A 17,160-nucleotide genomic window follows, 5' to 3' on the forward strand; every position below is an offset into this window, starting at 1 on the left:
GTGACGAAGGTTGCCCGTGCAACTTGACCCTGAGCCGAAGGTTTTGCGACAGGCGGATGACCCGCGCAGAAGCAGCGCGCCTCCCCTAACCCGCCAGCGTTCGCCGCAGCCGCGCGATCGCGGCCGGAAGGCCACGGACCCGCATGACCCGGCCAGTGGCGTCGTAGTCCTCGGAGAGCACGCGGGCGTTCTCGTAGACATCGCTGAGCAGTCCCTGCTTCGCATAGGGCAGCCTCAACTCGTCCTCCACCATCGACGCCTCGAAGAACGCGATGATGGTCTCGCGCAGCGCGGCCACGTCTGGCGCCGACGTCGCCGAGAGCAGGATCGCGTCAGGATGCTTTGCGCGCAACGCGGCGCGATCTTCCTCGCTGACACGGTCGATCTTGTTCAGCAGCAGGCGCGACGGAACGGTGTCCGCGCCGATCTCCTCGAGCACGTTGCGGCTCACCTCGAGCTGCGACTCATAAGTCGGATCGGAGGCGTCGACGACGAACAGCAGCAGCGAGGCTTCCAACGCTTCGGCGAGCGTGGAACGGAACGAGGCCACGAGATCGTGCGGCAGCTTCTTGATGAAGCCGACCGTGTCCGAGATCAGCACGCGCGGCCGGCTCTCCGGCTGCAGCGCGCGCACCGTGGTGTCCAGCGTCGCGAAAAGCTTGTCCTCGACCAGCACTTCGCTGCCCGTCAGCGCGCGCATCAGCGACGACTTGCCCGCGTTGGTGTAGCCGACCAAGGCGACGCGGAGCTGGTCGCGGCGCGCGGACCGGCGCTCGTCGCTGTCGCGCTGGATGCTCTCCAGTTGTTCTTTCAGCTCCGCGAGGCGGTCGCGGACCTTGCGGCGGTCGACTTCGAGATCGGACTCGCCGGCGCCGGGCCCCTGCTGCCGCCCGCCGCCGCCCGACGATTCCCGCAACCGCGGCGAGACGTATTTCAGCCGTGCGATCTCGACCTGCAGCTTGGCCTCGCGGCTATGCGCATGGCGATGGAAGATCTCGACGATCACGCCGGTGCGGTCGAGCACCTGCGCGCCGGTGGCCCGCTCGAGGTTGCGGGCCTGGCTTGGCGAGATCTCGTGATCGACGATCACGAATTCCGGCTTTCGCTGCGGATCGGGTTCGTCGGGCGTAACCGCGGGCTTCCTGCCGCCGGTATCATCAAAGCGCTCGCGGGCCTTCGACTTGCGGGCCGGCGCCATCGATTCGACGACGCCGGTTCCGCCTGTCATAGCCGCCAGCTCCTCGAGCCGTCCCTTGCCGAGCACCGTGCCGCCGCTGATCTCGTCGCGCTTCTGCGACACCGTGCCGACGACCTCATAACCGAGCGTCTTCACCAGCCGGCCAAGTTCCCCGAGGCTCGCGGCGTGCATCACGTCGTCGACGCCGGGGAGTTGGACGCCGATCAGGATCGCGCGCGGAACGGGCGGTTTGGTTTCCATGATGCGGCGCGCCGGCTCCGGCGCACTCCTCGTTCTTGCCAATTTGGCCATTTGCTGCGCTGACGGCGACAGGGCGCCATACGCGAATCCCGGAGCGACCGCCGCCCCTTATGTCTTGCCCATGTCTGACATTGATCCGCAATAGCCGACGCGGCCAAGCCGTCCGTGGAGCCGCGTCAGGCGGCTATCCAAGCGCGCCAGGCGATCCTGAGCCCGTCATGGGCTCAAGGCTCACCAGATATTGTTGGCGAAAAAGCCGAAATGCGGCTGCTGTGCGACGCGCATCATCGGCTGGGTCGGCGGGGCCGCCCGGACCTTGGCAACCTTGCGCTTCGGAAGCGGCTTGGCCTCGGGCTTCGGATCGTCGGCCGGCCTGAACTGCGCAAAGGACTCGCGTACCCGCGCCTTCGGTGGCATTTCCGCAACCGGTGCGGGGACGACGGCCGCGGCGGCCATCTCGACCTTCGGGGGAACAATGGTGGGAAGGCTGGTATCGTAAACGACGCGCTCCGGCCATTTCCGGTCGGAACGGATCCTGAGGGTGGGATTCGCCTCAGGCGCGGCGACCGCGGCGACGGAACTTACCACCGGCTCCTTCGGCGCAAAGGCATCGATCCCGAACAGCAGCGCGAGCAGCACTCCGCCGACAAAGAGAAAATATCGCGCTATCGGCATTTTCCGCACCGCTCCATCCGTGCAGGCCGCACAGATCATTCGCTTAACGGGTCACCACGTAATTGGTTCCTGCTGATTAGTTCTCGGCCTGCCCGCACGGTTCAACCGCGCGCCTCAATTTCCCTTAGCGGTTAACTAATCGTGAACTTGAGCCCGTCGACAGGCGCCGCTTCAGGGGGAGCCGCCTCGGCAGGCGGCTGCTGCCGGCATGCGCTCAGGCCGGGCGCGAAGGGATGGCGTTGCCGGCATGCGGCCGCTAAAATTGACGGCGCCGCCGCATGCCGCGGCCAACGCAGCGCGCCGGCCGGCCGGTGCATAAAAAACACGGGGGAGCAGCGATGCCGATCGTCACCTGGGATCATGTCCATTTGCGCAGTCCGGATCCCGAGGCCACTGCGGCCTGGCTCGAGGATGTTCTCGGCGGCGTCATCGTCCGTGCCCCCGGCCGGATCGATGTCAAGCTCGGCGGCACCAACATATTCATTGCACCGGTGACGGCGGGCGACGGCGTCCACACCCCACCGGTGACGCCCTATCAGGGGCTCGACCATTTCGGGCTGGCGGTGAAGGACATCGATGCGGTGGCCGCCGAGATCAAGGCCAAGGGTGTCGAATTCACCAAGGAGCCGACGACACTGCGGCCGGGCGTTCGCATCTGCTTCATCCGCGGGCCGCAGGGCATCTCGATCGAGCTGTTGGAGCGCGACCCGAAATACACCTGAGCGGCGCGCGGCACGAAAGCGGTCCCTCCTTCGCCCTGCGTCCCTGAATTTGGCAGAAAGCGAGGGATCGCCCGGAGCGATCGCAGGCCATGGTCAAGCTGCCGCGTTGACGCTGCGTGCCTTGCTTTGGCATAACGAACTGCTGGCTTCCGGGGGCAACGGACGCCGGCATCGGGGCATCATGAAGAACGGTCTGTATTCGATCCACGTCAGCCTGCAGGATGGCCGTTCGGGCAAGGGCAGCGGCGTGATCATGTTCCGGGATGGCCAGATCCACGGCGGCGACGCCTACCTGTTTTACACCGGCAGCTACACGGTGAAGGACGATACCTTCAAGGGCGAAGTCCTGGTCCAGCGCCATACCTCCAGCCCCGATGCCAATCCGCTGTTCGGCGGTCCCAATCCGGTCGGTATCGGCGTCTCCGGCACCTTCACCGACACCAGAGGCATCATGAACGGCACGGCGCTGGTCGGAAAGGCCAGCCAGATTTTCGGCGCCACGCTGCACAAGCTCGCCGACATCGATTAGCGCGAGCCCGACATTTCCGGCTTTCCCGGCGGCCATTCTCCGGCCGTGATAAACATCACATACGTCGGGATTACCGCCCCCTAGTTTTCCCGCAGTCGATCTCACGTCGAGATTCCTGTGGGAGAATGCCATGTCGCTTTTCAAAGGTACGCTACTCGGAGCCGCTCTCGTGGCCAGTCTGCTGGCCGCCGGATGGATGCGATCCGCACAGGCTCAGACGGCACCGGCCACAGAGAAACCGGCCGCGGTCGGTACCCCCCTCGCGCTCAGCGGCCCGGAACGGCGCATCGCGCTGGTGATCGGCAATTCGAAATATCAAAACACGGTCCAGCTCCCCAATCCCGGCAACGATACCAGGGCGGTCGCGCAGTTGCTGAACTCCGCCGGCTTCGAGGTGATTTCCGCCACGGACCTCAGCCACAACCAGATGATCCAGGCCGTGCAGGAGTTTTCCGGCAAGATTGCCGGCCGCGGCCCGAATACGGTGGCGATGGTTTATTATGCCGGCCACGGCGTGCAGCTGGCGGGCGAAAATTATCTCGTGCCGGTCGATGCAAAAGTTTCTTCCGAGCCCGACCTGGTCAACGGCTCGCTCCGGCTGGTCGACGTGATGGCGACGCTGGAGACGATTCCGAGCCGGGTGCGCATCGTCATCCTCGATGCCTGCCGAAACAATCCGTTCCCCTCGCTCAACGACGCCGGCCGCGGCCTCGCCATCGTCGACGCGCCGAAGGGCTCGATCGTCGCCTATTCGACCGCACCGGGCACCGAAGCGCTGGATGGCACCGGCGACCATAGTCCGTTTACCGCGGCATTCCTGCGGCTGGCGAATGAGAAAAATCTGCCGATCGAGCAGCTGTTCAAGCGCATCCGCCTCGACGTCGGCAATTCGACCGACGGGCAACAGACCCCCTGGGAAAGCTCGTCGCTGACCAGCGACTTCTATTTCTTCGGCGACACCGCCGTCGCCGCCACCAGAGCCCCGGCGCAGATGAAGCTGGCGTATGCGGCAGGCGATCTTCCGTCGCGCTCCCCGCGCCAGGCCTATGAATACGTGCTGGCGGAAAACTCCGTCGAGAATTATCAGGAATTCATCCGGCTTTATCCGCACGATCCGATGGCCGATCGCATCCGCATCTTGCTCGGCAATCTGCTGCAGGCGAAAGCGTGGCATATTGCGGTACAGGCGAATTCCGCCGTCGCGTATAAATCGTTCTATGAGAAATTTTCCAACAGCCCCTATGCGCAAAGCGCCCTGAAGATGGCGGCGCAGCCCAAAATTATTCCGCTGTCGCAGCCGATCCGGATCCTCGCGGCGCCGTCGGTCAAAACAGGCGGCCTTGGTATCGCCAAGGATCATTTCGGTAGCCGTCCCGGCGCGCAGGGCTTGCCGCAGGGCGGCGGCCAGATCGTCACCTTGCCGTCTCCCGGCGCCAAGCCTGCTTCGGAGCATGCCGCCGCCAACACCGGCAAGATCGTGAGCCTGCCCGTCAGCAAGGCTGGCAGGATTGGCGAACGGCCGGTTCTCAAGCTGGATGGCAAGCCGACCCAGGTCGAGAAGCGGACGCCGAAATCCGCTCCGCTGGTCGGCATCCATCGCGGACCGGCAGCGACTACGAGCGCCGGCGACAAACAGCGGTTTGCAACGTCGTCCCAATTCCGCCCATCGCCCGGTCAGGTGCGGACGGGTGGTTTGAAAATGATGCGGTGAGTCCAAGGCTACTGACAAGGCCACTCACCCCCTACTCCGCGGCCTGCTCCAGCGGTGCGACGCGGGGCAGGATGATCTGGATCCTGGTGCCGCCGCCGGGCTCGGAATCGAGGTCGAGCCGGCCGCCCAGCCGGTTGGTGACGATGCTGTAGACGATATGCAGGCCGAGCCCGGTGCCGCCCTGGTCGCGGCGGGTGGTGAAGAAAGGATCGAACGCCCGGCGCCGGACGTCGAGGCTCATGCCGCAGCCATTGTCGGAAAACAGGATCTCGACATTGTCCTTGCCGGACTCGCGCACCTGGATATCGACCGCGCCGGTCTTGCCGTCCGGGAAGGCGTGCGCCACCGAATTGAGAAACAGGTTGGTCAGCACCTGGCCATACGGCCCCGGATAGGAGTTCATGATGAGATTGGGCTGGCAGTCGACATTCAGCGTCAGATTGTGCTTTCGCAGGCCCGGCCGCAGGCTCATCACCACCTGCTCGGTGAGATCGCCGAGGTCGAACGTACGCTGGTCCGAGTAATTGCGGTCGGCGGCGACCTGTTTGAACGAGGTGATCAGTTCGGCGGCGCGGTTGAGATTGGCCACCAGCTGCGAGGACGCATCGCGGCTGGTCTCGAGGAAATCGGTCAGGCTCGACCGCCTGAGATCGCCGCGCGCGACTTCGGCGGAGAACAACGCGGTCTTGCGCTCCAGCGACGAGGCCACCGTCAGGCTGATGCCGACGGGGTTGTTGACCTCGTGGGCGACGCCCGCCACCAGTCTTCCCAGGGCCGCGAGCTTTTCCGCCTCGATCAGCGAATTCTGGGTCTCGCGCAGATTGCGCAGCGCCGCTTCCGCGGCGTCCTTGGCCTTGCGCATCTCCAGCTCGCCGCGCTTGCGCTCGCCGATGTCGAGCGCGACGGTGACGATGTTCTCGATGTCGCCCTCGGCATTCAACAGCGGCAGCTTGTTCACCAGCCATTGCCGCATGTTGCCGGAGGAATCCTTGTATTCCTCCTCGTAGAAGCCGAGCTCCCTGCCCGCCTCCAGCACCCGCTTGTCGTTCTCGTCGGTCTTTTCCGCGCCGTAGCGCGACATCAGATCGGTGGTGGTGCGGCCGATCGCATCCGCGGGCTCGACGCCGAAAATGCCGGCCATGTAACGGTTCATCAGCACATAGCGCAGCTGCTTGTCCTTGACGTTGATGACGGCGGGCACGGTGTCGATGACCTGCTGCAGCAGCCGTCGGCCTTCCGCGATCGCGTCTTCGGCGCGCTTCTGGTCGGTGATGTCGCGCACCGTCCCCTCATAGCGCACGATCGCGCCGGTCTCGTCACGGGCGACGGTGGCGCTGTCGGAGAGCCAGAGCACTCTGCCGTCGCGGGCACGGACCTGATACTCGAATTCGCGAACCATGCCGTCGTGCTGCATCAGCCTCTGATATTCGGCGCGCGCCTGCGGATGGACATAGATCTGATCGGCGATGTCGCCGATGCCTTCGATCAGCTCCTGCGGCGTGTCGTATCCCATCATCCGCGCCAGCGCCGGGTTGGCGTTGAGAAGCGCGCCCTCCGGCGTCGTCACGTAGATCCCGTCGACCGAACCCTCGAACAGCTTGCGATAGCTTTCCTCGGCAAGGCGCTGCTCGGCCAGAGCGTGTACCGCCGCCTCGCGCGCCGCATCGGCCTCGACCAGCGTGCGACGGAACACCTCGGCGGCCCGCGCGATGTCGCCGATTTCGTTGTTCACATCGGTGGCGGGAATCGAGGTGTCCTTCTTGCCACCGGCCAGCGCGCGGATCGAGGTCCCGATCGCGGCCAGCGGACGGACCGTCCGCCGCACCACGAACCACGCCGCCCACAGCCCGATCAGGACCCCGGCGGTGCCGAGCACGATGCTCTGCCATTTGTCCCTGGCCAGCGTTTTCGCGAGATCGCGCGACAGCACATGGCTGCGCCTTGCGCTGACCTCGCGCAACAGTTCGGTGACGCGCCCGATCAGGCGGCCCTCCGAGCCGAGCACCTCCCTGTCGATATCCGCGATCTGGCGTTCGCGGATCGACAGCGCTATGATCGCCTCGGCGTAATTGTCGACGGCGGCGCGAAGCTTCGGATCCGAAATCTTCAGTGCCCGCATGCCCTGCGCGGCCTGTTCGGCGTCGAACGGATTGCGCGCCAGCAATCCAGAGGCGATGCGGCTTTGCGCCTGGAACAACGTCGATGAGATCACCGGATCGGGCGAGTCCGCGATGGCCGCGTCGAATCGTTCACGCAGTGGCGGCAAGCCGAGGATCAGTTCGGCGCGGCGGTTGATCAGCGACGAAATCCGTTCGATGCCGTTGCGATAGGTCGACAACCGCACGGTGACGCCGTCGATCATGTCCTGCTGCTCGGGCGCGAGCTCCAGCCGGGTCTTCTTCAGAAGTTCGCCCATCGCCACGGCAGCGTCCCCGACCTGGTTCGACTGGTTACCCGGATCGGTCACGAAGTCGCGGGCCGCCAGCCGCAACTCGTTCATTCGCCGGTCGATGTCCTCGGCAAGGTCGCCGACGCTGCGCAGCCGCTGCAATTCGGCAAACGTCACGTCGATCTGCCGGATGGAGACGACGCTGGCGATGCTGGTGGTCGCGATAGCCGCCAGCACCAGCAGAAAACTGCCGAATGTCAGCTGACCGATCGAGAGCGAAAACGACCTTGTCTTTTGCGGCAATTCAGAAGGCATTTTATCCGGACCGGCTCCAATCGACGGCAATATACGACGTATTCGGTGCCGAGGGGAACACGCCCGAAGCAGCGGGAAGCCCCGTGCCCCTCGAAAAGCGTTGCGGATGTGTCGGCAGGATGACGGTTGTGGCGGCCCCGGCAAGGCCGCCGGAGAGCGAACTTCGCTCGACTCGCCCCCCGAAGAAACCCCAACAGAACTCGTCGTCCCTGCGAACGCAGGGACCCATACGCCGTGCAGTCGATATGGTTGACGGTGTTGGTGGGCTTGTTGAACCAATGCGCAGGGCCCCAGATGACCGGGATTATGGGTCCCTGCGTTCGCAGGGACGACGCAAGAAGTGTCTGGTTTGCAAACATGACTACGCAATCTCGCGGCGCATTTCGCCCGAGGTTTGCCAGCAACTTCCGCCCTCTCCGATCAAGGGCGCAGGGAATGCCGGGCGCCCGATGCGCCCGATAGCCGCGTGTGCAATGGGTAGTGGTAGCAGGCACACGCGTTAGTCAGGTCACACCGGAATCACCCGGCACTCCCCGCGCAATGGTTTACGGCTTATACGTGATCTCCCCGGCGATCGGCTTTCTTGCCACCGTCGCTCGCGCGTCTTAGCGCGAACTTGACACCAGCACCGAGGTGTCAGGACCACACGATTTAGCCATCCGCTTCAGGCGCCCTCGTCAGGAGCGCCATCCGCGTCCACCGCATCCCCGCCCCGCGCTGGTACGTTGCGCAACGCCCCTCTTGTTGGGACGGGATGCGATGGATATAGCCCGATTTTCATTTCTGTAAAACAGAAATATTTTTGCAAAACGGGGTTGACACGAGTTCCGATAAACCGAAGTGATTTGCCCGTCGGGTAGTCACAGGGCAAATCGGCAGGGCTTGCGGCGATGTGCGTTGAAAGCCTGCACACAAGAGCCATCATGCTAAGTTGGTCGTGCTTCCACCACCGCCGGAGCCTTCCGCGTCGGGATCGTCATGGCGGCGACGCCAAGCACGACGCAGCCAAGCCCGATCCACGCTGTTGCCGTCAGGCTCTCGCCGAGAAACACCACGCCGACCGCGACACCGATCGGCACCCGCAGATAGGCCTGCGCGGTGGTGCCGACCGAGCCCAGCGTCTGCACCAGCCGGAAATAGATCACGAAGGCGAGCGCGGTGGAGAACACCGCCAGCACCAGCAACGCCAGCATCGAACCCGCCGACGGCGCCAGCGTCCAGGGACGGTCGACCACCAGGCTGAGCGGAATCAGGATCGCCGCGCCACAGAGCAGCGAGCCGGCGGCCGGCGCCATCGGATCGAGGCCCTTGAAGCCGCGGCCGAAGATCGCCGCGCCCGCGTAGCAGATGGCGGCCAGCACGGCCACGATCTGCGCCACCAGTTGCGCGCCGAGCCCCTGCAGCGCCTCCACCCCGACGATCAGGCAGATGCCGGCCATCCCGGCGCAAACACCGAACAGTTTGCGCGGCGCCAGCGCTTCATGGCGGGTGATGGCCAGCGTCAGGAAGAATGCGAAGATCGGCGACGTCGAGTTGAGAATGGTGGCGAGCCCGGCGTCGAGCGAGCGCACGCTCCAGGCCAGCATGGTCCAGGGGATCACGCTGTTGAGGCAAGCCTGCCACAGAAAACGCTGCCAGGTCGCGGCGTCCATCGGCAGCACTATGCCGCGCCAACGCATGATGACGAGAAGCAACAGGCCGGCAATCAGGGTGCGCGCGGCGATCAGGGTGACCGGCGGAATCGTCGCGACGCCGATCTTGATGAAGCTGTAGGACGCGCCCCACAGCGTCGCGAGCGTCAGCAGCAGCGCGAGCTCGACGGCGATGTTGGGTTGGTGTGGATGGGGGGCGTGCATTGGGGTGGTCCGCCTCATTGTGTCGAGACGAATGTTACAGGGTCGGCGGCTGGAATACTTCGTTGCGTGCCGAACTATGCTAGACGTGCACCCCGTTCCAACACCGTCATTGCGAGCGAAGCGCGGCAATCCATCTTAGCTGAAGCAAGAAAGGAGATGGATTGCTTCGTCGCGTCCGCCTTCGCTCTGCGAGCTACGGCGGACACTCCTCGCAATGACGATTGGAGAGATGGACGCCCGGTCTCAGCCGACCGCCCCCACCTCGAACACATCGCCGTCATAGCCCGCTTCCAGCGGAATCCGTAGTTGCCGGCCGCCGTTGAGTTTCGTCATCACGGGCATCACGGTCACCACCGCCTTGCCCCTGGAATCTTCGAGCGCGGCCTGCACGCTGGGCTGCTTGCCGAGACGGATCAGGTTGCGGGTGGTCGGGAATGGCAGCTTGAAGCGGCCACTGTCGCCGCCTTCCAGTGCCTCGCGCGGCGATACCCAGATCGAATCGGTGGATTCCTTGCCGTCATGCGCGCCGGCCTGCTCCGGCGGCGCCGCGGCGAGGAAGAACCAGGTGTCGAACCGTTTCGGCATGCCTTCCGGTGTGATCCAGTGCGCATAGGGCACAAGTTCATCGAGCGCCAGCACCATGCCGTTGTCGGTCAGAACCTTCAGGAAGCTGATCTTGCTGTCGCAGAGGTCGGCGCGGTGCGCGGCTTCGATCTCGCCAGCCCGTTTTGCATCGACCAGCGCCTTCGATCCCCTGGGGCGCGCCAGCAAAATGCCGCTTTCCTCGAAGGTTTCGCGGATCGCGGCGATGCGAAAGCTCAGGGTGGCGGCATCGAGCCCCTCGCCGCCGGAATAGAGCGAGGGATCGGCGATGATCTCCTGATCGCCCTTGTCAACACTGCCGCCGGGAAACACCAATGCGCCGGAGTTAAAGTCGATTTCATAATGGCGAACCATCATGAAGATTTCGATTTCGCCGGCGGCGCTGTCGCGCAGCAGCAGGATGGTCGATGCGGCGCGCGGCGGCTTGGCGGGTTCGGTCATGAGATCTCACTCCTGTGCGGGCCTCATCCTGAGGAGCGGCCTCTTGGCCGCGTCTCGAAGGATGAGAGGGACGGGCTCTCATGGTTCGAGACGCGCGCGAAGAGCGCGCTCCTCACCATGAGGGATCGAGAACTACTCCGCCGCGCTGGCTTGCGGCTGCAGATTGGCGCGCTTGTCGACCCGGGCGACGCGGGACAAGAGATAATCGACCTCGGCTTTCGCTGTCGCAGTGATGATGGCGCCCGGCTTGCGCTGCGCCGATGACGCGATGATGCCGCGCTTCTGCAGCACGTACTTGCGCACCGCGAGGCCAGCACCCGGCTGCTGCTCGTAGCGGATCAGCGGCAGATGGGCGTCGAACAGGTCATGGGCGGCGTCGCGCTTGCCGGCCTTCGACAGGTTGACCACGTCGATCAGCAGTTCCGGGAAGGCATAGCCGGTCATGGCGCCGTCGACGCCGCGCTCCATCTCGAAATCGAGGAACAGGCCGCCATTGCCGACCAGGATCGACAGCGGCCGCAGCGATCCGTCCTTCTGGAACGCACGCAGCGTCGAGATCTTCTCCAGTCCCGGCCAGTCCTCGTGCTTGAGCATCACGCAGGACGGCGAGTCCATCACGATCTTGCGGATCACGGCGGGCGTGAACACCACCGTCAGGGTCAGCGGATAATCCTGCAGCACCCACGGAATGTCGTCGCCGATCGCTTCCTGGGCCTGCTTGAAATAGCCCGTGATCTGGTCGTCGGTGCGCAGATGAGGCGGCGGCGCGATCATGACGCCGGCAGCCCCCGCGTCCATCGATTTCAGCGCCAGCGAGCGCATGGTGGCAAAGCCCGGCGCGGACACGCCGACGATGATCTGCATGGTTTTCGCGCGCTTCACGAAACGCACCGCGACCTGCTCGGCCTCGGCGGCATCGAGTTTGGGCGCCTCCCCCAGAATGCCGAGCACGGTGACGCCGTCACAGCCGACCTCGGCGTAGAAGTCGGTCAGCCGGTCGATCGATTTATCGTCGATCCGCCCGTCATCGTGAAACGGCGTCGGCGCAATCGCGAAGGTGCCTGCGGCCTTGGGGGTGAGTTTTGTCATGTGCGCCTCTGTTTCCCTGTCGTCGTTCCGGGGCACGCGAAGCGTGAACCCGGAACCTCGAGATTCCGGGTCTGGTCCTTCGGACCATCCCGGAATGACGTTGAACTCTAAAACCTTCTTGCGCCCATCTTGATCTCTTCTTCGCTGAAGAAGATGTCCTTGGCATGCGCGGCGATATCCTGCGCCTTCCAGCCCTCGTGCGGCGGCTTCCAGCCTTCCTTTTCCATCATGCGCATCTCGCGGACCCCGCGCGGGCCGGAAACGCCGAGCGTCTTGCCGGTCTGGTCGCCCGAGAGCTCGCTGACCATGTATAGCACGGCCGGCGCGATCCCATCAGGCCCAAGCGCCGCCTTGGGGTTTTCGATGTAGCGCGGCAGGTCGGCGGTCATGCGGGTCAAGGCGCCCGGCGCCAGGGTCCAGATCCGGATGTTGTATTTGCGGCCCTCGATCGCCAGCACGTTGGACAGTCCCCAGATACCACCCTTGGCGGAACCGTAATTGCTCTGGCCGAAATTGCCGATCAGGCCCGAGGTCGAGGAGGTATTGACGATCACCCCACCGCCGTTCTCGCGCATCCAGCGGAACACCGGCTGGGTGACGCAGAAGGTTCCCTTCAGATGGACCTTCAGAACCTTGTCCCAGGCCGCTTCCGTCGCTTTCGCAAAAGTCTGGTCGAGCAGGATACCGGCGTTGTTGACGAGGATGTCGGCGCGGCCAAAATGCTTGATGGCGTCGTCGAACACCGACTGGCCGCCGGCCATGGTCGAGATATCGGCGCCGTTGGCGACGGCGCGGCCGCCCTCGGCCTTGATGGCGTTGACCACCTGTTGCGCCATCGAGACGTCGGCGCCGGAGCCGTCGCGCGGGCCGCCGAGGTCGTTGACCACCACCGCCGCGCCCTCGCGCGCGAACAGTTTGGCGTAGGCCTCACCGAGCCCGCCACCGGCGCCGGTGATGATGGCAACCTTGCCGTCGAGTAGTCCCATGTGTTTGCTCCCTCGTATCTCTCGCGTCCCGGACGCGGTGCAGCGTCCGGGGCACGAGACTATTTATTATCCCAGCACCGTCCGGCCGCTCTTGATTACCGTGACGTTGCGCGACTTCACCTTGGCTTCGAACGAAATCACATTGCCGTCCTTCCACATCTCCATGGTCACGGTCTCGCCGGGATAGACCGGCGAGGAAAACCGCACCGCGTGCTGCCTGAAGGCGCCGGCGTCGTAGTCGGCATAGGTCTGCAGCACGCCGCGGCAGGTGATGCCGTAGGTGCACATGCCGTGCAGGATCGGCCGCGGAAAGCCGGCGCGTTTTGCAAACTCGGGATCTGAGTGCAGCGGATTGCGGTCGCCGCAGAGACGATACACCAGCGCCTGGTCCGGACGGGTCGATATGTCGACTGATTTGTCGGGGCTGCGGCTCGGCATCGTGTGCGGTTCGGGCTGTCCCCCGGACGGCCCACCAAAACCGCCGTCGCCGCGCGCGAAACGCGACGCCACCAGGGTGGCCAGCGGCTCGCCCTTGTCGTCGCGCAGCACGGTCTTGTGGCGGATCACCGCGCCCTTGTCCTTGCCCTTGTCGAAGACGTCGAGCACGCTGGAATCGGCAGTGATGTTGGCGGCAGTGGCGAGCGGCTTGTGAAAGGTGATGTCGCGCTCGCCGTCGACAACCATGACGCGGTTGAGATTCATCTCGCCGGGCCCGGCGCCCCAGGCCGCGACCGACGCGAAGGTCGGCACAACTTTGAGCGGGCGCGGCGTGGCGGTGGCCTCGTTGACGAAGGCCAGCTCCTTCTCATCCATGGGATCGGCGCCCATGCCGATGCCATAGGCGTACAGCATCACCTCGCGGTCGGTGTAGGAATATTTCTGCCCGAGATTTTTCAGCGCCATCAGTTGGTCGTAGTTGATCGGCATTTTTCGTGCTCCCCCGAATTCTTTTGTTTTTTTACCCGGCGCCAGTCGCATCGCCCTCTCCCCCTGTGGGAGAGGGCATCGCCGGCGCCCGCAACAAACTCACTTGGGTGAGGGGTTGCTTCAGCGAACACATTGCCCGCGGAGAGAACCCCTCATCCGGCGGCCTTCGGCCGCCACCTTCTCCCACAAGGGGAGAAGGGAAGAAAACTACACCGGCGTGAAGAACGGCAGCGGTGCGCCGTCGGTCGGTTTGAACACGACCTTCACCTTCTGGCCGATCTTCAGCTTCTCCAGCTCGCAATCGACGAAGTTGGTCTGCACCGACGGACCTTCCTTGAGCGTGACGTAGCCGATCGCATAGGGCCCGGTCGGGGATTTGCGCATCAGGCTGAACGTGTAGATCTCGCCCTCGCCCGAGCTTTCTTCCCACACCGTCTTGTCGGAGAAACAGAACGGGCAGATCGAGCGCGGAAAGTAATGCGGCTCGCCGCAGGCGGTGCAGCGCTTGATCAGGAACTTGCCCGCTTTGGCGGCTTCCCAGAACGGCGCGGTTTCGGGATTGCCCTGCGGCGCCGGATATTTCTTTGCTTCGGCCATTACGCACGCTCCAGGATGCAGGTTGAGGCGGCGTGACGCACGCCGAGCAGGCCGCCGGTGCCGTGGGCGATGGCGAGATCGCAGTTCGGCACCTGGACTTTCGGATGCGCTTCGCCGCGCAATTGCCTGACGGCTTCGATGATCTTGGTCATGCCGCCGCGGTTGACGGGGTGATTGCTGCAGAGCCCGCCGCCGTCGGTGTTGAACGGCAGCTTGCCGACGCCGGAAATCAGATTGCCGTCGGAGACGAACTTGCCGCCCTCGCCTTTCTTGCAGAAGCCGAGGTCTTCCAGCTGCATCAGCACCGTGATGGTGAAGCTGTCGTAGATCGAGGCGTACTTGATATCTTTCGGCGTGACGCCGGCTTCCTCGAACGCGCGCGGACCGGACCAGACGCCGGCGGAGTATGTCAGGTCGAGATCCTTGCCGCCGCGCGGGCCCTTCATCGCCTCACCATGGCCGATCAGGCGCACCAGCGGCTTCTTCAGGCTCTTGGCGATTTCGGGCGTGGTGACGATCAGCGCGCCGCCGCCGTCGGAGACGACGCAGCAGTCCATCCGGTGCAGGGGATCGGAGATCAGCGGCGAGTTCAGCACGTCCTCGACGGTGACGACGTCCTTCAGCATCGCATGCGGATTCCATTGCGCATGGTGCGAGGCAGCGACCTTGATCCAGGCCAGCTGCTCGCTGGTGGTGCCGTAGTCGTGCATGTGGCGCATGGCACACATGCCGTAAGCGTTGTGGGTGGTGGCGCCATAGGCGCTCTCGAAATCGGCCTCGGCGCCCTGCGCCCGCGGCGGCATCGCCCCGGTGCGCGGCTTGCCCGCCAGCGTGATCAGCGCGATCGAGCATTTGCCGGCGGCGATGGCCTCGGCGGCGTGGCCGAGATGGATCAGATAGGAACAGCCGCCGGTCTCGGTGGAATCCATGTGGCGGACCCGAAGACCGAGGTAATCGACCATCGGCCACAGCCCGCCGGGGGCGTCGCCGGCGCAGAAATAGCCGTCGATATCGGCCTTGGTCAGCCCGGCGTCTTCAATGGCACCCTTGGCGACTTCGGCATGCAACTGGGCGGTGGATTTATCGGGTGCGTGCCGGGTCGGATGCTCGTAGATCCCGGCAATGTAGGCCTTGCCCTTGATGGTCAATAAAACTCTCCGCTGGTGTTTCTTCCCAGCGGATGTCTTCGCGCGTCAGACCTTCCTTGGCAAGCGGGGGAAAGCGCAAGGCCCTATTCCGCCGCGATCTGGCGCGGCGCCGGCGGCGGGTTGACCAGGTCCCGGGCTAATTCCGCATAGCGGATTTTGGCCGCCTGCACCGCCTTATCCTTCACCGGCCCGTAGCCGCGTATGCGGTCGGGCAGCGAGAGGATCTCGATCGCGGTGTCCAGCGTGACCGGCGACAGCAGGCCGAGCACGGTGGCGACGTCCTTCTCGTAAGAAGCGATCAGTTCGCGTTCGAGCTTGCGGTCGGCGCTGTAGCCGAAGATGTCGAAGGCAGTGCCGCGCAGGCCCTTCATTTTCGCCAGCACGCGGAAGGCGGGCATCATCCAGGCGCCGAAGGCGCGCTTCTTCGGCCGGCCCAATGCGTCCTTGCCGCCGCCGAGGATCGGCGGCGCGAGGTTGAAGTTGAACTTGAAGTCGCCGTCGAACTGGTCGCGCAGCTGCTTTTCGAAGCGGCCATCGCTGAACAGCCGCGCCACTTCATACTCGTCCTTGTAGGCGAGCAGCTTTGCGTAATTGATCGCGACCGTGCGCGGCAGCGCTTCACCATAACCGCCGTCGATCGCGGCGTTACGCACCTTTGCCACCAGGCTGCGATAGCGGTCGGCGAGCTTGCCGTCCTGGTAGTCGGTCAAGAGCGCGCTGCGATGGGCGATGATCTCGTCGAGCGACATCTCATCCTGCGTCTTCGGCGCCACCGTGTCGTCCTGGCCCTTCATCATCGCCACCAGCCGCGCCGGATCGGCGGCGGCCAGACGACCCAACTGGAACGCCTGGGTATTCATCTTGATGGCGACGCCGTTGACCTCGATGGCCTGCTCGATCGACTTGGCCGCCAGCGGCAGCATGCCCTTCTGATAGGCATAGCCCATCATCATCATGTTGGTGGCGATGGAATCGCCGAGCAGCACTTCGGCCGGTTTTGTAAAGTCGAAGAACGAGGAGTCCTTGCGCAGCGCCGTTTCGAGGACGTGGTTGACCTTGCGGCTCTGGAAATTGAAATCGCGGTTGAGAATGAAATCCGCGATCGGAATCAGATGCGTGTTGATGACGCCATAGGTGCGGCCGGATTCGCACAGCGTCATGGTTTCCTTGGCGGCGGCGACAACCTCGTCGGCGGCCAAAACGAGATCGGCGGTGCCGGTGACGATGCGCGAACAGGTGACGTCGGCGGTATGTTCGGACAGCCGGACGTGGCTGAGCACCGCGCCGCCCTTCTGCGCGAGGCCGGACATGTCGAGGATCATGCTGGCCTTGCCCTCGATATGCGCGGCCATGCCGAGCAGCGCGCCGATGGTCAAGACGCCCGTACCGCCGACGCCGCCAACCGCGACGTTATAGGGCCGCTCCAGCGTGGGCTTTGAAGCCGGCTCCGGCAATTCGCCGATCTCGCCCACGCCGGCCGCCGCGCGCTTGCGCAGCTTGCCGCCGTCGACCGTGACGAAGGACGGGCAAAAGCCCTTTACGCAGGAATAGTCCTTGTTGCAGGTCGACTGGTTGATGGTGCGCTTGCGGCCGAGTTCGGTCTCCAGCGGCTCCACCGAGATGCAGTTCGACTGCACCGAGCAGTCGCCGCAGCCTTCGCACACGGCCTCGTTGATGACCGCGCGCTTGGCTGGATCCGGATACTCGTTGCGCTTGCGGCGGCGGCGCTTTTCG

General features: G+C 64.6%; 14 protein-coding genes. 3 read left to right on the forward strand and 11 right to left on the reverse strand.

Translation table 11 applies throughout. From position 1 onward, the window contains the following. Positions 1 to 85: 85 nt before the first annotated feature. Both hflX and Q7T45_RS27160 read right to left on the reverse strand, forming a co-directional pair. Positions 86 to 1,438, reverse strand: coding sequence for a GTPase HflX (hflX, locus tag Q7T45_RS27155; protein WP_304875098.1), 1,353 nt, complete (start codon positions 1,436 to 1,438; stop codon positions 86 to 88). A 231-nt stretch (positions 1,439 to 1,669) separates the two neighbouring features. Next, positions 1,670 to 2,113 carry a hypothetical protein gene (locus Q7T45_RS27160; RefSeq protein ID WP_304875100.1) on the reverse strand — a complete coding sequence of 148 codons (444 nt, stop codon included), beginning with the start codon at positions 2,111 to 2,113 and terminating at the stop codon, positions 1,670 to 1,672. Positions 2,114 to 2,451: 338 nt separating this feature from the next. On the opposite strand from Q7T45_RS27160, the gene Q7T45_RS27165 reads away from it, so the two are divergent. The 3 genes from Q7T45_RS27165 to Q7T45_RS27175 all read left to right on the forward strand — a co-directional run bounded on the left by Q7T45_RS27165 (position 2,452) and on the right by Q7T45_RS27175 (position 5,075). Next, positions 2,452 to 2,835, forward strand: a complete 384-nt coding sequence (locus Q7T45_RS27165) for a VOC family protein (protein WP_304875101.1) — start codon at positions 2,452 to 2,454, stop codon at positions 2,833 to 2,835. Between the two features lie 181 nt (positions 2,836 to 3,016). Beyond that, on the forward strand, positions 3,017 to 3,364 hold the full coding sequence (locus Q7T45_RS27170; RefSeq protein WP_304875102.1) for a GrlR family regulatory protein: 348 nt from the start codon (positions 3,017 to 3,019) through the stop codon (positions 3,362 to 3,364). A gap of 130 nt (positions 3,365 to 3,494) precedes the next feature. Beyond that, positions 3,495 to 5,075, forward strand: a complete 1,581-nt coding sequence (locus Q7T45_RS27175) for a caspase family protein (protein ID WP_304875103.1) — start codon at positions 3,495 to 3,497, stop codon at positions 5,073 to 5,075. Positions 5,076 to 5,106: 31 nt separating this feature from the next. Here the strand turns inward: Q7T45_RS27175 and Q7T45_RS27180 are convergent, their stop codons facing one another. The 9 genes from Q7T45_RS27180 to Q7T45_RS27220 all read right to left on the reverse strand — a co-directional run. Beyond that, the gene (locus Q7T45_RS27180; RefSeq protein WP_304875106.1) at positions 5,107 to 7,779 is read right to left on the reverse strand and encodes a PAS domain S-box protein; all 2,673 of its coding nucleotides are present in this window, start codon (positions 7,777 to 7,779) and stop codon (positions 5,107 to 5,109) included. Between the two features lie 926 nt (positions 7,780 to 8,705). Beyond that, positions 8,706 to 9,635: a DMT family transporter gene (locus Q7T45_RS27185; RefSeq protein WP_304875109.1), complete on the reverse strand. Its 930-nt coding sequence runs from the start codon at positions 9,633 to 9,635 to the stop codon at positions 8,706 to 8,708. A gap of 243 nt (positions 9,636 to 9,878) precedes the next feature. Then, complete coding sequence (locus Q7T45_RS27190) at positions 9,879 to 10,679, reverse strand: NUDIX hydrolase (RefSeq protein ID WP_304875111.1); 801 nt, start codon at positions 10,677 to 10,679, stop codon at positions 9,879 to 9,881. A 132-nt stretch (positions 10,680 to 10,811) separates the two neighbouring features. After that, positions 10,812 to 11,768 (reverse strand): dihydrodipicolinate synthase family protein, encoded by a 957-nt coding sequence (locus Q7T45_RS27195; RefSeq protein ID WP_304875113.1) that lies wholly within the window; start codon positions 11,766 to 11,768, stop codon positions 10,812 to 10,814. Between the two features lie 107 nt (positions 11,769 to 11,875). Further along, positions 11,876 to 12,754 carry an SDR family oxidoreductase gene (locus Q7T45_RS27200; RefSeq protein WP_304875115.1) on the reverse strand — a complete coding sequence of 293 codons (879 nt, stop codon included), beginning with the start codon at positions 12,752 to 12,754 and terminating at the stop codon, positions 11,876 to 11,878. A 66-nt stretch (positions 12,755 to 12,820) separates the two neighbouring features. Then, positions 12,821 to 13,681, reverse strand: a complete 861-nt coding sequence (locus tag Q7T45_RS27205; RefSeq protein ID WP_304875116.1) for a MaoC family dehydratase — start codon at positions 13,679 to 13,681, stop codon at positions 12,821 to 12,823. A 207-nt stretch (positions 13,682 to 13,888) separates the two neighbouring features. Continuing rightward, a complete protein-coding gene (locus tag Q7T45_RS27210) occupies positions 13,889 to 14,278 on the reverse strand; it encodes a Zn-ribbon domain-containing OB-fold protein (protein WP_304875117.1) in 390 nt (129 codons plus the stop codon). Then, positions 14,278 to 15,426: a thiolase domain-containing protein gene (locus Q7T45_RS27215; protein WP_304875118.1), complete on the reverse strand. Its 1,149-nt coding sequence runs from the start codon at positions 15,424 to 15,426 to the stop codon at positions 14,278 to 14,280. The genes Q7T45_RS27210 and Q7T45_RS27215 overlap by 1 nt, the downstream gene beginning before the upstream one ends. 83 nt (positions 15,427 to 15,509) lie before the next feature. After that, positions 15,510 to 17,160, reverse strand: a 1,651-nt coding sequence (locus Q7T45_RS27220) for a DUF6537 domain-containing protein (protein WP_304875119.1), incomplete at its 5' end; no start/stop codon positions are given.

The sequence above is a fragment of the Bradyrhizobium sp. genome, from assembly GCF_030646015.1.
Lineage (GTDB): Bacteria > Pseudomonadota > Alphaproteobacteria > Rhizobiales > Xanthobacteraceae > Bradyrhizobium.